This is a genomic window from Psychrobacillus sp. AK 1817 (assembly GCF_008807035.1).
Taxonomy (GTDB): domain Bacteria; phylum Bacillota; class Bacilli; order Bacillales_A; family Planococcaceae; genus Psychrobacillus; species Psychrobacillus faecigallinarum.
Genome location: NZ_CP031739.1, coordinates 3055568 through 3073021 on the forward strand (window position 1 = coordinate 3055568; position 17454 = coordinate 3073021).

Here is a 17454-nt window from a genome sequence, read left to right on the forward strand (position 1 = left end):
ATTCGGAATACAGATTTTTATCTGTATCTTAACGTTTTGCAGTTCAGTTTTGAGTGTTCATTTTTATGATGAACATTTATACTTGCTCCTGCGATTACTCGTCGCAAAGGGACAAGCCCTTTGTTCTTTGAAAACTGGATAAAACGACATCAAAAAAAGAAACAAACGCAAGATATTCAAATTGTGATCACTTACGTGATTGCAAGTGTAGTACTTTTAACTTTTAGGTTAAGTTAATAAGGGCGCACGGTGGATGCCTTGGCACTAGGAGTCGACGAAGGACGGCACTAACACCGATATGCTTCGGGGAGCTGTAAGTGAGCTTCGATCCGGAGATTTCCGAATGGGGAAACCCACTGCCCGTAATGGGGCAGTACATTTGCGTGAATACATAGCGCATCTGAGACACACCCAGGGAACTGAAACATCTAAGTACCTGGAGGAAGAGAAAGAAAATTCGATTCCCTGAGTAGCGGCGAGCGAAACGGGAAGAGCCCAAACCAAGAGGCTTGCCTCTTGGGGTTGTAGGACACTCTATACGGAGTTACAAAAGAATGAGTTAGATGAAGCGACCTGGAAAGGTCCGCAGGATAGGGTAAAAGCCCCGTAGTCCAAAATTCATTCCCTCCAGAGTGTATCCTGAGTACGGCGGAACACGTGAAATTCCGTCGGAATCCGGGAGGACCATCTCCCAAGGCTAAATACTACCTAGTGACCGATAGTGAACCAGTACCGTGAGGGAAAGGTGAAAAGCACCCCGGAAGGGGAGTGAAATAGACCCTGAAACCGTGTGCCTACAAATAGTCAAAGCCCGTTAACGGGTGATGGCGTGCCTTTTGTAGAATGAACCGGCGAGTTACGATTACATGCGAGGTTAAGTTGAGAAGACGGAGCCGCAGCGAAAGCGAGTCTGAATAGGGCGAATGAGTATGTGGTCGTAGACCCGAAACCAGGTGATCTACCCATGTCCAGGATGAAGGTAAGGTAACACTTACTGGAGGTCCGAACCCACGCACGTTGAAAAGTGCGGGGATGAGGTGTGGGTAGCGGAGAAATTCCAATCGAACCTGGAGATAGCTGGTTCTCTCCGAAATAGCTTTAGGGCTAGCCTCAAACGTTAGAATCTTGGAGGTAGAGCACTGTTTGGACTAGGGGCCCATCCCGGGTTACCGAATTCAGACAAACTCCGAATGCCAATGATTTATGTTTGGGAGTCAGACTGCGAGTGATAAGATCCGTAGTCAAGAGGGAAACAGCCCAGACCACCAGCTAAGGTCCCAAAGTATTTGTTAAGTGGAAAAGGATGTGGCGTTGCTTAGACAACCAGGATGTTGGCTTAGAAGCAGCCATCATTTAAAGAGTGCGTAATAGCTCACTGGTCGAGTGACGCTGCGCCGAAAATGTATCGGGGCTAAACAAATCACCGAAGCTGTGGATTGATACCTTTGGTATCAGTGGTAGGAGAGCGTTCTAAGGGCGTTGAAGTCAGACCGGAAGGACTGGTGGAGCGCTTAGAAGTGAGAATGCCGGTATGAGTAGCGAAAGATGGGTGAGAATCCCATCCACCGTATGACTAAGGTTTCCTGAGGAAGGCTCGTCCGCTCAGGGTTAGTCGGGACCTAAGTCGAGGCCGATAGGCGTAGACGATGGACAACAGGTTGATATTCCTGTACCACCACCCCACCGTTTGAGTGATGGGGGACGCAGTAGGATAGGGTAAGCGTGCTGTTGGTTATGCACGTCCAAGCAGTGAGGTGTGAGTGTAGGCAAATCCGCACTCTGTAACATTGAGCTGTGATGGCGAGGACTTAGTCCGAAGTTCCTGATTTCACACTGCCAAGAAAAGCCTCTAACGAGGTGGGAGGTGCCCGTACCGCAAACCGACACAGGTAGTCGAGGAGAGAATCCTAAGGTGAGCGAGAGAACTCTCGTTAAGGAACTCGGCAAAATGACCCCGTAACTTCGGGAGAAGGGGTGCTCTTTTGGGTGTATAGCCTAGAAGAGCCGCAGTGAATAGGCCCAGGCGACTGTTTAGCAAAAACACAGGTCTCTGCAAAACCGTAAGGTGAAGTATAGGGGCTGACGCCTGCCCGGTGCTGGAAGGTTAAGAGGAGTGCTTAGCGCAAGCGAAGGTGCGAATTGAAGCCCCAGTAAACGGCGGCCGTAACTATAACGGTCCTAAGGTAGCGAAATTCCTTGTCGGGTAAGTTCCGACCCGCACGAAAGGCGTAACGATCTGGGCACTGTCTCAACGAGAGACTCGGTGAAATTATAGTACCTGTGAAGATGCAGGTTACCCGCGACAGGACGGAAAGACCCCGTGGAGCTTTACTGTAGCTTGATATTGAATTTTGGTGCAACTTGTACAGGATAGGTAGGAGCCTTAGAGCCCGGAGCGCCAGCTTCGGAGGAGGCGTCGGTGGGATACTACCCTGGTTGTATTGAAATTCTAACCCATACCCGTAACCCGGGTAGGAGACAGTGTCAGGCGGGCAGTTTGACTGGGGCGGTCGCCTCCTAAAGTGTAACGGAGGCGCCCAAAGGTTCCCTCAGAATGGTTGGAAATCATTCGAAGAGTGTAAAGGCAGAAGGGAGCTTGACTGCGAGACCTACAAGTCGAGCAGGGTCGAAAGACGGGCTTAGTGATCCGGTGGTTCCGCATGGAAGGGCCATCGCTCAACGGATAAAAGCTACCCCGGGGATAACAGGCTTATCTCCCCCAAGAGTCCACATCGACGGGGAGGTTTGGCACCTCGATGTCGGCTCATCGCATCCTGGGGCTGTAGTCGGTCCCAAGGGTTGGGCTGTTCGCCCATTAAAGCGGTACGCGAGCTGGGTTCAGAACGTCGTGAGACAGTTCGGTCCCTATCCGTCGTGGGCGTAGGAAATTTGAGAGGAGCTGTCCTTAGTACGAGAGGACCGGGATGGACACACCGCTGGTGTACCAGTTGTTCTGCCAAGGGCATCGCTGGGTAGCTATGTGTGGACGGGATAAGTGCTGAAAGCATCTAAGCACGAAGCCCCCCTCAAGATGAGATTTCCCATTACGCAAGTAAGTAAGATCCCTCAAAGACGATGAGGTAGATAGGTTCGGGGTGGAAGCGTGGCGACACGTGCAGCTGACGAATACTAATCGATCGAGGACTTAACCAAATTGTTTGTTTCCATTAATGATGTCTTTTATCCAGTTTTGAGTGAACAACTCAGTAGGGTTTCAAAACACAAGTAGTGCTAGGAAACGAGTGAGCGAAGGAAGGAACGTACTTACGTACGTGACTGACTGAACGAGCGAAGTTGACAACGCAATGCGCAGTGGATTGAAAGCCGACAAGTCTAGTGATGATGGCGAAGAGGTCACACCCGTTCCCATACCGAACACGGAAGTTAAGCTCTTCAGCGCCGATGGTAGTTGGGGGTCTCCCCCTGCAAGAGTAGGACGTCGCTGGGCACTATAGGAAGTCGTTACCGAGAAATCGGTGACGGCTTTTTTGTTTGTTCTATAAAGAAATTAGAAATACCGAAGGCACCTAACCATTTCTAACTAAGCAAGTGTGCGAGAAAGCAGAGGGGCAAAGAGTTCGAGGAAGCAAGGAAGAGAGGCTCGGAGCGTATAGCAAACGCGAGAACCGATCGACTGCGGCTGACGAAGAAATCTGCCGTCCATCTGGTTTCGCAGCCGAGCCGATGGTAGTTGGAGGTTACCCCTGCAAGAGTAGGATGTCGCTGGGCACTATAGGAAGTCGTTACCGAGCAATCGGTGGCGGCTTTTTTGTTTGGTATTATTAAAGAAGTAAAGTCGAAAGTAAGCTTCTCTTCCAAAGAAGGAATGTCCATGATGCTATTGTTTCTCCAATGCTAAATTAAATGAAATCTTTATAAGCGCATCTTTCGTCATCATTTTAAGAGGATTATTTATTATGTCGAACAAAATTATCGATTATTTCCTTGAAATGACATTTCCCGGGAAATAGGAACGAAATATGACAGAAAGAAAATAATTTAATCCTTTAAGTAAAAGCGTAGCTGATTTAGTATTATTTTAGGCATATATTTAATTGGAATAATATGTTTGAAAAAAATCAAATTGAAAGGATCTGACGAGGTTAGAGTGACTGATAAGAAGAGGAAATATTGAACGGTCATAAAATAATTTATCCGGTCATAAAAAAATCTATCCGGTTATAAAATGACTCTATCCGGTCATAAATTTTTCTATCCGGTCATAAATCTCCACGAACGGTCATAAATCCAAAAATTCTTCCTAACTACTGTTATTTTATATCTATAATTTATCTTTCCAACGAAAATCCGCAAAAAATATCAAAAAATCCTAACTTCTACCAGATAAACTGTAATTAATAGGAGGTGCATGAGCGAATGAATATAATTCAACAAACAATTAACTGGTTGGAAAATAAATTAGAGGAACCAGTTCGTAACGAGGAAGTAGTACAAGTTACTGGCTATTCTTTTTATCATTTTCATCGATTGTTTCAGCAAAAGGTTGGAATGTCGTTACATGAATATGTTCGTAACAGAAGACTTACGATAGCAGCACAGCGATTGATTTATACAAATGAACGTATTCTAGACATTGCGTTTACTTACCAATTTGAGTCGCAGGAAGCATTTACGAGAGCCTTTCGTAAGGCCCATGGGTTGCCGCCAGGGAAGTATAGAATGCTCATGCGTACCTTACTAGAAAATTCAAAGGAGGTAGAGGTTATGAAAGGTTGGTTTATAAGTGGTACGAACCCACAGAGCTATGAAATGGGTAGAGATTTTCAAGAGGTGCATAAGGGAAATGCTTCAGGCTATTTGCGTTCTGTAATGGCTACAAAAGATGAAGAATTCGGCACTGTCATGCAACAGTTTCAGGCAAGTAAATACTGCGGTAAACGATTAAAGCTATCTTGTTTTATAAAGTCTATGAATATAGATGGGTTTGCTGGTCTTTGGATGCGGATTGACGCCAAGGACGGCGACACACTTCAATTTGATAATATGAGCAATCGTCCTATTAAAGGGACCACTGGATGGAATCATTATAGCGTTGTACTAGATGTACCTCCAAATGCAGGAGTGATTTACTTCGGTGTTTTATTGCAAGGCTCAGGGAGTATATGGATGGACGAGTTTGCTTTTGAAGAAGTGGATGATAAAACTCCTACAACAAACTTAAATACTCCTGATAGTATGCCGGCTGAACCAGTTAATTTAAATTTTGATCTGGAGTTAGAGTAGACAAATGAATATCAGGGGTACCTTTTTATAAGGTCGTTTTTCTACTCATTATAACCTTTATGTTTTTTTCGGAAATACATTCTTTCAAATCAAATTAAAAACCACATCTTAAAGGTGTGGTTTTTTATTGCCTAAATTTTATAGACAATTTCGTTTAATTATTATATACTACATTACAACACTAATGTACTAACTTCAATTGAGAGGGGATTTACCGCAATGATTTTAAATACGGATAGTGCAAAGCCCATCTATGTACAAATTGCGGAATGGCTAGAGAATGAAATAATAGCCGAGCGGTTTAAAAGTGACGAAAAGGTATATTCCCAATATCAGCTGGCAGAACTATTTAATATTAATCCTGCGACTGCAGCTAAGGGACTTACAATATTAGTAGAGGAAAATACGTTATATAAGAAAAGGGGACTTGGGATGTTTGTTGCGACAGAAGCCAAGACGATGATTCTAGATAAACGAAGAAATGAGACACTTACAAAAATGGTAACAGATCTGGTATTAGAAGCTAAAAGGTTGTCAGTGACAAAAGAGGAGTTAATTCAACTGATTCATAAATGCGGGGGGGAAAATTGATGAAGACAATTGAATGTCGAGAAGTCAAAAAAAAATATAGTAATATGAATGCTTTAGAGGATATAACCTTCGAGCTAAGTGATCAGAAAATTACAGGCCTTATCGGTCGCAATGGGGCAGGTAAAACAACATTATTGAAAATATTAACTGGTTTTATCATGCCTAGCTCAGGGGAAGTATGTGTCTTTGGGAGAAATCCCTATAATGACTTATTAGTATCTGCGAACAGTATATTAGTAGATGATCAGATGACTTTTCCAGACTCTCTGAATCTAGAAGAAATTTTAAACCTAGCACCAACCTTTTATAAAAAATGGGATGCTGAGCTTGCCAAACGCTTACTAAATTATTTTAAAATAAATCCAAAGCTTAAGTATTCTAATTTGTCCAAAGGGGCATCTGCTACATTTAATCTGATTTTTGGACTTTCTACGCACTGTGAGCTAACTATGCTGGATGAACCGATGAATGGGATGGATGAAGCAGTGAGGACTGATTTCTACCGAGCATTACTGAAGGATTATATAGCACATCCACGTTCCATCTTGATCTCTAGTCACCACTTAGCGGAAATAGAGCACTTGTTAGAGGATATTTTATTGGTTCATCAAGGGAAGGTAATATTACATCAATCACTTGATGAAATAAGAGATTATGCTGTGGGACTTCAATGGACGACAGCTGATTTAGATAAATGGACAGCAGGGGAAGAAATTTATTACTCAAAGCAGATTGATAGTGAGAGAAAATACGTAGTAGTGAAAAACACTTCTACCATTGAAAAGGCTTGTGCAGAAGGTGCTAGTATTCAGTCATTGTCGGCAAGCGATGTGTGCATGTACGTGACTAGTGATACTAAGGAGGGTATTGATGATGTTTTTAAGTAATGTCAGTTTAGCAAGCGTAGTGAAAGCACAGGTGAAATTTAAGCTACAGGCTTTTATTGGATCTTTTCTTTCATTAATATTCATCCAAGTGTTAGCACTGCTACTTACTAGTAGTACTGGAACGAGCGGAACCAGCTTTAATGGCACAGAAATCACTTTTAACATTTTTACACTTGATGGTGTCTTTGTATTTGTAGCAATATGGGCCGTATTTGTCGGGAATTTAATCACTACTAAGGCGTATCGTTATGATGATTTTTCGTTTGTCTCTACTCGACTAAGCAGTAATATAGCCAATATAATTGTACTGATGATTGTAAGTATAATTGCAGCGGTCACTACCTTTTTATCGACCTACCTGTTGCGTTTATACCAAGTAGTGTTTAGTAAAGTAGAGTTTATAAAAAGCCCAGGAATATTGAACGAGCCAGGGGAAACAGTCATGACTCTTCTTTTATTGTTCATCCTTATTTGGATGTTGACCTCTTTTGGGTACTTGCTTGGAGCATTAGTCCAAAAGCATAAGGGATTTATAATATTACTTCCTTTACTCTTTGTAGGGCTAGTGATTACCTCCTTGGGGCAAAATATTATACAATATTTCTTTATAGTAAATGGAGACTTGTGGAGCTTTATGCTAAAAGTACTTGGTGTAACTGTAATCTTCTTTATCATTTCACTTGTAGCCGCAAATAGATGGGAGGTAAGAGCATGAGTAGCATGTTTGTATTCCTAGTAGCCTTTCTCCCAATTGTTTTAATAATAGTAGTAGCTTTAATTTTAATACAACTGTTTAAAAAGCGTAAAAGGTCCTTCAATGGCTCCTTTAAGCTTAAGAAGTATATTATTTTTACTTATATTGTGATTCTCTTAATGGCAACGCTTGTTTTTGAGCTTATCCCAAGTAATCATTCAAATCTTCTAAAAAAGGAAGAGGTTCAAGATCTAGAAGCAGAAAATAAAGCATTAGAAGAAGCTTTAAAAAACTCTGAGACAAATAGTCTTACTGAAAAATTTCTGATTGAAGAGTGGACACAGGAATTAAGTGGAACGAATCTATCTATTGGATATGAAGGAATTGACACTTACTCGACTAGGTTTGTGGTGGAATGGACGGACTCTAGCGATCAAGTCGTAGAAGGTAAAGTTTATAGAACTAACACCCTTATATTTGGCATACCTATGGAAGAAAAAATACCTCTTCATATGATATATTGGTCTGGGAACCACCTAGTTTCGAAGGAGATAACGGGACAAAAAGTAGAATTTAATAAGTTTTCTAACAGTTTAACGATTCTCCCGGATGATAGTAATGAAGTGTTTTCGTATGAAAATGTAAGAGGCGTCACATATATTCACCTAAAGGTTCCGAAACATATAGAAATAGATGATCCATTAGGTTTGCAAATTTATTAATTAGGAGTGGAATAATTTGGGTTTATTTATAGGCATTGCACTATTATTAATCGTTTTAATCTCTTCTAGTACAATTGAAAAGAGATTAAAAAATATAGAGAGACAAAACGATCGCCTCATTGAAATTTTAGAAAAAATAAGTAATAAATAATAAGTGCCTGCTTAATGCAGGCGCTTTTTTTTATAGCCTCACATCAAATAAAAACTTGAGGCGCCATAGTAATGCTTTAGATGGGAGAAGAGGGAATAGAAAGTCTCGAGCAGCGGCGATAGGACGTGAGGAAATTTGAGCAGTTTCCCCAATTTGTCTAGAGAGGCGAATTACTTTAGCTGTACGGGCTACTCGCTTCTTCTCATAATGTGCCAATACTTTATTTACATCTTTGAATTGTTTAAATCCGTTTCCTAGTACAATTGAGTCTTCGATTGCCTGTCCAGCGCCTTGTCCCATATTCGGTGTGGTTGCGTGGGCAGCATCTCCTAATAAGACAACTCGATCAAACACAAAATTTTGAAGAGGCTTAATATCGTAAATGTCATGATGGAGAAGATTTTCCGCAGGAGTAGTAGCAATAATATCGGATGCTACTCTAGGAAAATGAGTGAAGATAGCTGCCACTTCTTGAGGCTTTAGCTGTTGATAGGCAGGATTTCTAGGAGTGGTGTTAATACAAGCAAACCAATAAATAAGCCCGCCTCTCATTGGTGCCATGCCGAACCTGCCTCTTGTGGACCAAAGCTCTTTGGAAGTGTATTCTTCTACCCTTCCTTTGTTCTCTGTTATACCTCTCCAACAAGTATAGCCAGAATATCTGGGTGTGGTATTAGGTAAAAGCTGTTGGCGGATAGGAGAATTAATACCATCAGCTGCTATTAGAAGCTCTGCTTCAGCTGTAGATCCGTCTTCGAAAAAAGCTGTAATCCCATTTTCATCTTGTCGAATGTGAATGCATTTTTTATTATACTGAATGGTATTTGGTTTGAGAGCCTCTAAAAAGGTTCGGTGGAGGTCAGCGCGGTGTATGGTGATATTCTCTTGTCCATACATTTTTTTTAGGACGGAGAAGTCGATGGTGTTTAACGTTTTTCCATGCACATCTTGAAAAACTTGTGTATGCAGCACGTAGCCGTTATTGAAAATTTCTTCTCCTACACCGATTCCCATTAGAGCCTGCAAAGCATTGGAGCCGATTCCTATTCCTGCTCCAACCGGTTGAAAGGCTTTAGCAGACTCAAAAACTTGTACTTCTTGACCTTGATTTTGGAGAGTCACTGTTGCACAAAGTCCTCCAATACCGCCACCAATTATGGAAATTTTCACGTTAACCATCCTCCTTAATAACATCTAGTCTAGCAGAAAATTTATGTTATGCTAATAAAAAGGGGAGGGAGAAACATGATTGCATTAGCAAAATATGAACCAAACTATCGAGAGGCATTGGACAATTACACATTGTCTGAGGAACACCTAGCCTTCACAGGTCATCCAATAGAAATGTTGAAAAAAAGTGAAACAAATCCTACCTACACTCCAATAGTTATATTAGAAGGGGAACAAGTAGCGGGCTTTTTTGTATTAGACATAGGAGATGACAAGCTACATTACACCGATATACCAGAAAGTATTTTACTAAGAGGATATTCCATTCATCCCAATTATCAAGGGAGAGGATTAGCTAAAGCCTCTATTAAGCTTCTGCCTTCATTTGTAAAAGAGCATTTCCCAGATATAAAGCAAATTGTGCTCGGGGTCAACGAAGCCAATAAGGCTGCCCAGGCTGTCTATTTAAAGAATGGATTCATAGATGAGGGGCGCAGATACTTAGGGCGTTCAGGATTTCAAATAGCTATGTGTCTTAAGGTAAATGAATTACTAGTACGTAAAGCTCAGCAAGGGGATGAGCAGGGGATAGTTGATGTATGTGTAGCTGCACAATGGAACACATATAATGATTTATATTCTAAGGAGTACATAGAAGGTGTTATTCAAAAGTTTTACACGGTAGAGAGAATCCAAAAGGAAATTGGGGAAACTAATCGTGATTGGAATGGATACTTTGTTGCGCTTCTCAACAATGAAATCGTTGGTGCAATTGGCGGTGGAGTAGATGATAAAGGAATTTCAGAGGTATATGTCCTTTACTTGGATCCAGAGAAAAGGAACAAAGGAATTGGAACAAGGCTGCTGAGCTATCTAACAGATGTTCAGCGAAGTAAATACGGTTCACATGAACAATGGGTGTCGGTAACGAAAGACAATATGCTTGGAATTCCTTTTTATGAGGCACGAGGATTTAAATTTCAGCATGAGCAGCAATCCTATGAGAGCAAGCCAGAGGATCAAGCCATTTCCTTAAGATATAAACGAAATATATAAATAGAAGAAAAGCATCTGGACCAGATGCTTTTTTATGTTTTAAAAATATATGCTTTGTTTTCCTATTTTAGCTTATATAAAATATCATCGTCCTCGCTTGGATTACCACGACCATCTGTATTATTAGTGACAAAATAGAGTGCTTCACCATCTGAAAAGACATCACGTACACGTCCAAAGCCAGTGATGGACTGTTCTACATTGCCCGTTTCTACATTCATCACCTTTACTGCTTCTCCACGAAGAGAGGCTACATATAGCTTGCCCTTATGAAAGGTGATGCCGGAAGGTGCCCATGTCTCACTACTGCCCGAAGTAATGATTGGGGTCACAAAGCCATCCTTTGTCTCATTCCCTTCAATAATGGGATAGCCATAATTCTTGCCCTGTTCAATTATATTAATCTCATCGTTAGCTGATTGGCCATGCTCTGCCTCGAAAAGTGTACCATTTTCATGCCATGCAAGTCCCTGAGGATTGCGATGACCAGTGGAGAAAATTTTGAAAGAGCCATTGTCCTCCATTCGTACAATTTTTCCGTTCATTGATGTGTCATCCTGAGAATTATTAGGGTCACCTGCATCACCAATAGTTACATAGAGTTTTCCATCAGGTCCTATTTCTAGTCTTCCGCCATGATGGATATTACCAGTCTTTATTTTATCGATGTGTATTTCTATTTCATTCCATTTCTTGTTTTCTCGCTTTAAAGTAACTACACGATTAAAAGATTCACCATTTAGGTCGTACGTATAGTAGGCAAAAGCCTCCTTAGTTTCTTGAAAGTCTGGTTTAAGTACAAAGCCAAGTAGCCCTGCCTCGGAAGCGGAGGATAGCTTATCCGAAAGCAAGACCTCCTCGTGAGTAACAGTTGCTCCATCAATAACAGCTATGGTACCAACTCTCTCAGATATATAAAAGATGCCATCCTGCTGGTTGATTGACCATGGAATATCTAAATTGGTCGCAACTTTTTCTGCAATTTCTTTTTCAGGTTCAATTGCCTCCTGAGAGCATCCGAATAAAATAAGTGATAATAGTATGAGTCTTTTCATATAAAAACCTCCTCCAGTTAGTACTTCTATTAAAGAAAAGCATAATCCTGCCTAAGACAATAAGTTTTACAAATGATAATCGATAGATTCTATCGAATTTACTTATCATAAGAGGGAGGGTATGCTGAATTTACAGAAGAGTTAAGAAAGAAGGCTAGACAATGGAATTTCTAATTTTTTTTATAATTGGAATAGCAGGGAATACGGTAGGAACGCTAGTAGGGGGCGGAGGACTTATCAGTCTGCCATTGATGCTGCTTATGGGCTTACCGATACATTCAGCGATCGGTGCGAACAAGGTATCAAATACAGTTAGCTCTTTATCAAGTTTTCTGGTCATTTTTTCTAAAAAGGAAGTGTCAGCGAAGGAAGCACTTTCTGTATTAATATTTTGTTTAGGGGGAGGAATATTAGGGGGACTCACTGCGTCGTTCCTAAGCGGAGAGACGTTGATGATCCTTGCGATTGTGTTATTAAGCTTTGCATTTATTAACTCCTTTATGGGAAAAGGTAATTTTGATGGAACTTCAACCTTCCAGCTGAATAAAAAAACGATTCCTTCCTTAGTGGGGATTGGAATGTATGATGGAATGTTCGGACCCGGAAGTAGTACACTGGCATTATACTTGTATGCTAGTGAGAAAATTGCCTATATCCGAGCGGTAGGGCTAGCTAGAATCGGTGTATTTGCTAGCTGTTTTGGAGCCTCTATTACGTATATATCCACTGGGAAAATTTTGTGGCCAGTTACTCTAGCGCTTATGTTAGGAGCAATTATTGGAGCGCAGCTAGGAGTAAGGCTAGCGCGCAAATTAAAATCTAAGCACATAACGCCACTTCTACGAGTAGTAACAGTTTTGTTGATAGTGCAAATAGTAATTGATTATATAAAGTAATAGGAAAGGAGAGGTTATATGAAATTACATTGTGCAATTTTAGATGACTACCAGCATGTAGCTATGGAAATGGCCGACTGGTCAACTGTGAAGGAGCAGGTAGATGTACAATCCTTCTCTCAGCATTTTGAAAAGGAAGAGGAACTATTAAAAGCAATTAACCATTGTGAAATTATTGTTATCATGCGAGAGCGGACCCCCTTTACAGCATCACTTTTTGAAAAGTTACCCAAGCTAAAGCTCTTAATAACCTCAGGAATGAGGAACGCTTCTATAGATTTAGCAGCTGCAGCTGCACATGGAGTAACTGTATGTGGAACAGCGAGCTCTTCAGAGCCACCGACTGAGCTGACATGGGCTCTAATCTTAAACCTTGCCAGAAAAGTTACAGAGGAGAATAGATCATTAAGAGAAAATGGTGCATGGCAGAGCACCGTAGGAACAGATCTACACGGTAGAACTTTAGGATTGCTTGGATTAGGTAAAATCGGTAGTCGTATGGCTATAATTGCAAAGGCATTTGGGATGAATGTTATCGCATGGAGCCAAAACTTAACGAAGGAGCAAACCGACCAATATGGTGTTCGTCTGGCAAATTCAAAGGAAGAGCTTCTAGTAACAAGTGATTTTGTCTCTGTTCATTTAGTATTAAGCGACCGAACAAGAGGGCTAATAGGAAAACAGGAATTACAGCAGATGAAAAGTACCGCCTATCTGATCAATACTTCTCGCGCTGCTATTGTAGACCAGGAAATGTTAATAAAAGCCTTACGTGAAAAGTGGATTGCAGGAGCAGGCTTAGATGTATTCGATGAAGAGCCACTACCAGAAAATCACTCATACCGCACACTAAATAATGTGCTAGCAACTCCGCATTTAGGCTATGTGAGTGAGATTAACTACTGTACCTACTTTAAAGAAGCAGTTGAGGACATTGCAGCTTTTCTAAAAGGAGAAGCTATCCGTAAAATAAATTAAAGCTAACTGAGATACTAGGAGTAGAACCGACCGATATGTGCTGAGCTGACTCACAGGGTCAAAAAAGGAGGGGCACAAGACTAATTGTAGTCTTGTGCCCCTTTTACTTACCTTATTTCAATTGTTCAAGCTGTCTGCCAAGCTCTCGCAAGTCAGCAACTTGCTCAGAAGTAGTTGTTTTCAATAGTGCTTTTTGAGATTTTAATACTCGATCCAGAACTGCAATTTCTTCTGATAGGTCTGGATTTTCTGTATCCCTTTTTTCTTTAAGAGAGTGGATTAATGTGTACAGATTTTCGTGTCCAACGATTCGTCCTTCTCCCCACATTAGCTTATCGGCTGGCGCATCTAGGACGTAGGCTGTGAAGTAATCAAATACTTCTTGGTCGAAGTCATAGGCATACCAATTATTATCAATATTCCAAAGGTATTCATCTAATGGTGTAGCGATATCTCCATCCTTTAATGCTTCAATTGATAGAGTTAAGTTATTAATGTTGTTTTGCGGATGCTCAAATGGGAATATAACTGCATCCTCCCAAGTAAGGCGAGTGAAGCTGTCCTCTGTATGCTTAAATGCAGATAGCAAGTCACTGTTGAGCTGACGGCTTTGATTATAAAGCTTTTTAGCAGTGGCATGATCATCCTTAGAAAGGGCATTTAAGTAATCTTCATTAATCTTTGCCACCTTCTTATTTACGTCTTTTGCCACTTTAAGTACATGATCAATTTCTTCTATTAGCTTGTCCGAAGATACCTCAGCTTGTTCAAAGATATTTTCATCTAATGTTTCTTTCATAGCGTTTAGACGGGTTGTAAAATCTAAAGGTACAACAGCAGTTTTGTCATAATGCATGGTTAAAAGTCCATACAAGTTTAAGTGGAATTTAAATGCATCCTCATTATACTGCTCCTCTGTATCGAACTGAGAATGGTAATGAGTACGCATATAATTGCTATCTTGGAAATCATTACGTAGGGCAGGGACGCCAGCAATATTAAAGGAAAAATCATCTGACCAAGTACGTAATGGAGATACAACAGAAATTCCGTCTTTATAAACTCCTTCTACAGTAGGAACATCTTTAGAGAACTCTGTAAGATAATTATTCAATTCGTAAGTAGCTCGAATTTCATCCTGTGTAGTATGCTCATAAGCAGGTAATTCAAAATTCATATTGGCAAATGCTTTTCCAACCCATTCTGGATGGATTTTAAAGATTTGATTGTATGCTCCAGTTGACCAGTCATAACGAGAGTTAGAAACTCCCCATTCCTCAGCTGCCAAGGCATTAAAGATAATTGTTTTTTCCGGCTGATAGCCACTGTCGACTAACCCTTTTGCAACACCCATCATCAATCCAATTGCTGCATTGTCATCCTGAAAACCTGTGAAGTAGGAGTCATAATGGGCAGATAGGATAATATAGGACTCGGGATCCTTTCCTACTATTTTTCCGTAGTAGTTATAGGATTTACCATCCATTTCAACAGTAGATTTTGCATCAAATTTTACTTTAATGGAGCCAGTCTCACTAGCTTCCAATGCTTTTTTAAGATTATTTCCATCAGTTTGGGACATTGAAAATGCAGGGGCATCATCTGGTCCACAAATATCCTGAGCATTCAGTGCATCTGGGGATGCTTCGCCATAACCAGCTTCTTGTACGGCTATAACACCTGCAGCACCTTTTACATGGGCTTGATAAGCAGGATAATTTATCCACCATTCCTCACGCTGATTAATATCTATTAAAACGAGCTTGCCTTCGATGTCGAGGCCTTCTAAATCCTCTGCAGTTGCTTTTCCACCGTAAACAATATCATATTCCTTCATACCATTTGTATTGAAATTAACCTGATACCCACCAAGAACAGCTAAATGTTCCTTCCCGTTTTCATCGGTGAACGTTAAATCGGCTTTTTCAAATGTCCAAGTATCTAAAGAAAACTCATCCTTCGTTACTTCGGTAAGGCCTATTTTCTCCATCTCTTGTCCAATTTTTTCACCGGTTTTTAGTTCAGCCACAGAACCAGCAGTTCGGTATCCAAGCTTTTCATTTGTTTTAAATTCTTCTAAGCTTTTAGTAAATTCGTAGGCATAATTTACATCAACTGATGATAAATACTCATCTGAAATATTATCGATTAAACCATCTTTTACTTTATCAGCGTCCTCTTTTACCTCTTTGTCAGTACAGCCTGCAAGAGCAAGTCCTACCAGAAGGGATAGAGTTAGCGCCTTTGTGATTCTTTTCATGTATCACATTCCTTTCATACTATGTAGAAATTAATATTATCAAAAAATAATAATTATTACCACTTTTCTTTACGGGAAATAGGGAATATTATAAGATGAAGGAAACTTAAGGAGGTCAATTATATGTTTAAAAAGCTTGCGTCAGATGCTTTAGGAATTTCAGATATCGGAGTTGTTGTGTCTAAAGCAGATTTTGATAAGACAGAATCGGATGACTTTGTCATGCACGAAGCAGGTGAGATAGTTTATTTTCTCATTAAAACAAAATCTGATGAATATTGCTTTACCAACAAAGCTCTGTTTCATGTAGACGGGGAAAATGCTATTAGCAAGAAAAGAACATTACGCCGCTATGACTATGCGTACAATCCGATTACTGATGTAGCGCTCGAAACTGCAGGCACCATTGATCTTGATATGGAGATTAAATTCACGATTGGTAATGTTCCATTAAGCATTGATATTCACAAAAAGTTTGCGACAGAAATTAAAGATTTGTATAAGGCAATCCATACCATTTCAATTCAAACGATAGACAACAAAAAGAAATATGAAATTGCTCAAAACAGCTTAGGCTATGCGGCTCAGTCCGTCGGCAAAATGGAAAGTAAAGATACTACTCCATTGTCTTCATTCGAAGCAATTACTCAATTCTCTTCGAATTGGATGCTAGAGCAAAAAGACAAATACTTGAAAAAAGACTTCAAGGATGTATTTGATTTATTTATTAACGAATAAGATGAACTAAGCCACTACCTGTATGGGTAGTGTTTTTTTATGTCAAATAACTTGTCTAATTTATGCTCCTCTATTACAAGGGATTTAACTCCTATTTTGTCAATATTATCAAAGTGATGCTTCTTATTTCTGAAAAGTTGGTCTATTATTGAGCTATATGTCTAATTCAGAACAGGAGGGACAAGTAGTGGAATCACTGAAGCCGATAGATAGAAGTCAATTACGCATTTACTTTGGAAAAAAGTATTTTCGTATGAAGCGTTATGTTGATTGGTATGCTGGAAAGAAAAAATATGCTTTAGAGAAGGTAGAGAATAGAAAGCCAAAGGTTATTGCCTCTCATCAAACGCTTCTACTCCGCGAATTACAAGATGTAGAAATGTGGCTACAGCATAACAAGATTAGGAATCTTAAAATTGCTGCTAAGCAAATAAGTGGTGTCATCGTTCAACCTGGAGAAACGCTCTCATATTGGCGATTAATCGGAAATACGAGTAAGAGAAAGGGTTACGTCGAAGGCATGATTTTACACTATGGAAAGGTAACGGTAGGAGTCGGAGGTGGCCTGTGCCAATTATCAAACCTGATCTATTGGATTACATTGCATACACCGCTTAAGGTAACGGAGCGATATCGCCATAGTTATGATGTATTCCCCGATTCTAATCGCAGTCAACCATTTGGAAGCGGGGCTACCTGTGCATACAATTACTTGGATCTGCAGATTACGAATGAAACAAGTCAGCCCTATCAATTAATATTATATCTAACGGATACCCATTTAGTAGGAGAATGGAGAGCAGACAACCCTGCTACTAGTAGATATGAGGTGTACGAGAAGGACCATTTAATTTCGAAGGAATATTGGGGAGGCTATGTTAGAGACAACAGTATTTATAGAAGAGTATATGATTTGCAGGGTGGGTTAATTGATGATGAGTTCATTACGCAAAATCACGCGATAATGATGTATGAGCCTATGCTGACAACTTCTGCAAAGTATTAGGGGGTA

The 17454-nt window shown here is 40.4% G+C and carries 14 protein-coding genes and 2 rRNA genes; 13 read left to right on the plus strand and 3 right to left on the minus strand.

Features of this window, described 5'->3' with window-relative positions; genetic code table 11:
- The first annotated feature begins 226 nt into the window (after nucleotides 1-226).
- The 8 genes from D0S48_RS15315 to D0S48_RS21140 all read left to right on the plus strand — a co-directional run bounded on the left by D0S48_RS15315 (nucleotide 227) and on the right by D0S48_RS21140 (nucleotide 8289).
- Nucleotides 227-3153 (plus strand): 23S ribosomal RNA (locus D0S48_RS15315).
- Nucleotides 3154-3332: 179 nt separating this feature from the next.
- Nucleotides 3333-3448: ribosomal RNA gene (rrf, locus tag D0S48_RS15320) — 5S ribosomal RNA — on the plus strand.
- A 929-nt stretch (nucleotides 3449-4377) separates the two neighbouring features.
- A complete protein-coding gene (locus D0S48_RS15330) occupies nucleotides 4378-5244 on the plus strand; it encodes a helix-turn-helix transcriptional regulator (RefSeq protein ID WP_151112506.1) in 867 nt (288 codons plus the stop codon).
- Nucleotides 5245-5463: 219 nt separating this feature from the next.
- Nucleotides 5464-5835, plus strand: a complete 372-nt coding sequence (locus D0S48_RS15335; RefSeq protein WP_144541653.1) for a GntR family transcriptional regulator — start codon at nucleotides 5464-5466, stop codon at nucleotides 5833-5835.
- Between the two features lie 44 nt (nucleotides 5836-5879).
- Nucleotides 5880-6722, plus strand: a complete 843-nt coding sequence (locus tag D0S48_RS15340; RefSeq protein ID WP_370455762.1) for an ATP-binding cassette domain-containing protein — start codon at nucleotides 5880-5882, stop codon at nucleotides 6720-6722.
- A complete protein-coding gene (locus tag D0S48_RS15345) occupies nucleotides 6706-7437 on the plus strand; it encodes a hypothetical protein (protein WP_151112510.1) in 732 nt (243 codons plus the stop codon). Before D0S48_RS15340 ends, D0S48_RS15345 begins: the two co-directional genes overlap by 17 nt.
- Nucleotides 7434-8138: a hypothetical protein gene (locus tag D0S48_RS15350; RefSeq protein WP_151112513.1), complete on the plus strand. Its 705-nt coding sequence runs from the start codon at nucleotides 7434-7436 to the stop codon at nucleotides 8136-8138. Before D0S48_RS15345 ends, D0S48_RS15350 begins: the two co-directional genes overlap by 4 nt.
- A 16-nt stretch (nucleotides 8139-8154) precedes the next feature.
- Nucleotides 8155-8289, plus strand: coding sequence for a hypothetical protein (locus D0S48_RS21140; protein ID WP_255475362.1), 135 nt, complete (start codon nucleotides 8155-8157; stop codon nucleotides 8287-8289).
- Nucleotides 8290-8319: 30 nt separating this feature from the next.
- Here the strand turns inward: D0S48_RS21140 and D0S48_RS15355 are convergent, their stop codons facing one another.
- Nucleotides 8320-9459, minus strand: coding sequence for an FAD-dependent monooxygenase (locus D0S48_RS15355; protein ID WP_191963815.1), 1140 nt, complete (start codon nucleotides 9457-9459; stop codon nucleotides 8320-8322).
- A gap of 75 nt (nucleotides 9460-9534) precedes the next feature.
- Here D0S48_RS15355 and D0S48_RS20985 point away from each other — a divergent pair, with 75 nt between their 5' ends.
- Nucleotides 9535-10515: a GNAT family N-acetyltransferase gene (locus D0S48_RS20985; protein ID WP_225321631.1), complete on the plus strand. Its 981-nt coding sequence runs from the start codon at nucleotides 9535-9537 to the stop codon at nucleotides 10513-10515.
- Between the two features lie 62 nt (nucleotides 10516-10577).
- On the opposite strand, the gene D0S48_RS15365 is transcribed toward D0S48_RS20985, so the two are convergent.
- Nucleotides 10578-11570 (minus strand): PQQ-dependent sugar dehydrogenase, encoded by a 993-nt coding sequence (locus D0S48_RS15365; RefSeq protein WP_144541664.1) that lies wholly within the window; start codon nucleotides 11568-11570, stop codon nucleotides 10578-10580.
- Nucleotides 11571-11731: 161 nt separating this feature from the next.
- Here D0S48_RS15365 and D0S48_RS15370 point away from each other — a divergent pair, with 161 nt between their 5' ends.
- The gene (locus D0S48_RS15370; protein WP_144541666.1) at nucleotides 11732-12466 is read left to right on the plus strand and encodes a sulfite exporter TauE/SafE family protein; all 735 of its coding nucleotides are present in this window, start codon (nucleotides 11732-11734) and stop codon (nucleotides 12464-12466) included.
- A gap of 18 nt (nucleotides 12467-12484) precedes the next feature.
- Nucleotides 12485-13444: a D-2-hydroxyacid dehydrogenase family protein gene (locus tag D0S48_RS15375; RefSeq protein ID WP_151112516.1), complete on the plus strand. Its 960-nt coding sequence runs from the start codon at nucleotides 12485-12487 to the stop codon at nucleotides 13442-13444.
- A gap of 112 nt (nucleotides 13445-13556) precedes the next feature.
- Here the strand turns inward: D0S48_RS15375 and D0S48_RS15380 are convergent, their stop codons facing one another.
- Nucleotides 13557-15704 (minus strand): M28 family peptidase, encoded by a 2148-nt coding sequence (locus tag D0S48_RS15380; RefSeq protein ID WP_151112518.1) that lies wholly within the window; start codon nucleotides 15702-15704, stop codon nucleotides 13557-13559.
- Between the two features lie 123 nt (nucleotides 15705-15827).
- Between D0S48_RS15380 and D0S48_RS15385 the strand changes: the two genes are divergently transcribed.
- Together D0S48_RS15385 and D0S48_RS15390 are read left to right on the plus strand one after the other, a co-directional pair.
- Complete coding sequence (locus D0S48_RS15385) at nucleotides 15828-16442, plus strand: PH domain-containing protein (protein WP_151112520.1); 615 nt, start codon at nucleotides 15828-15830, stop codon at nucleotides 16440-16442.
- 157 nt (nucleotides 16443-16599) lie between these two features.
- Complete coding sequence (locus D0S48_RS15390; protein ID WP_151112522.1) at nucleotides 16600-17448, plus strand: VanW family protein; 849 nt, start codon at nucleotides 16600-16602, stop codon at nucleotides 17446-17448.
- Nucleotides 17449-17454 lie beyond the last annotated feature (6 nt).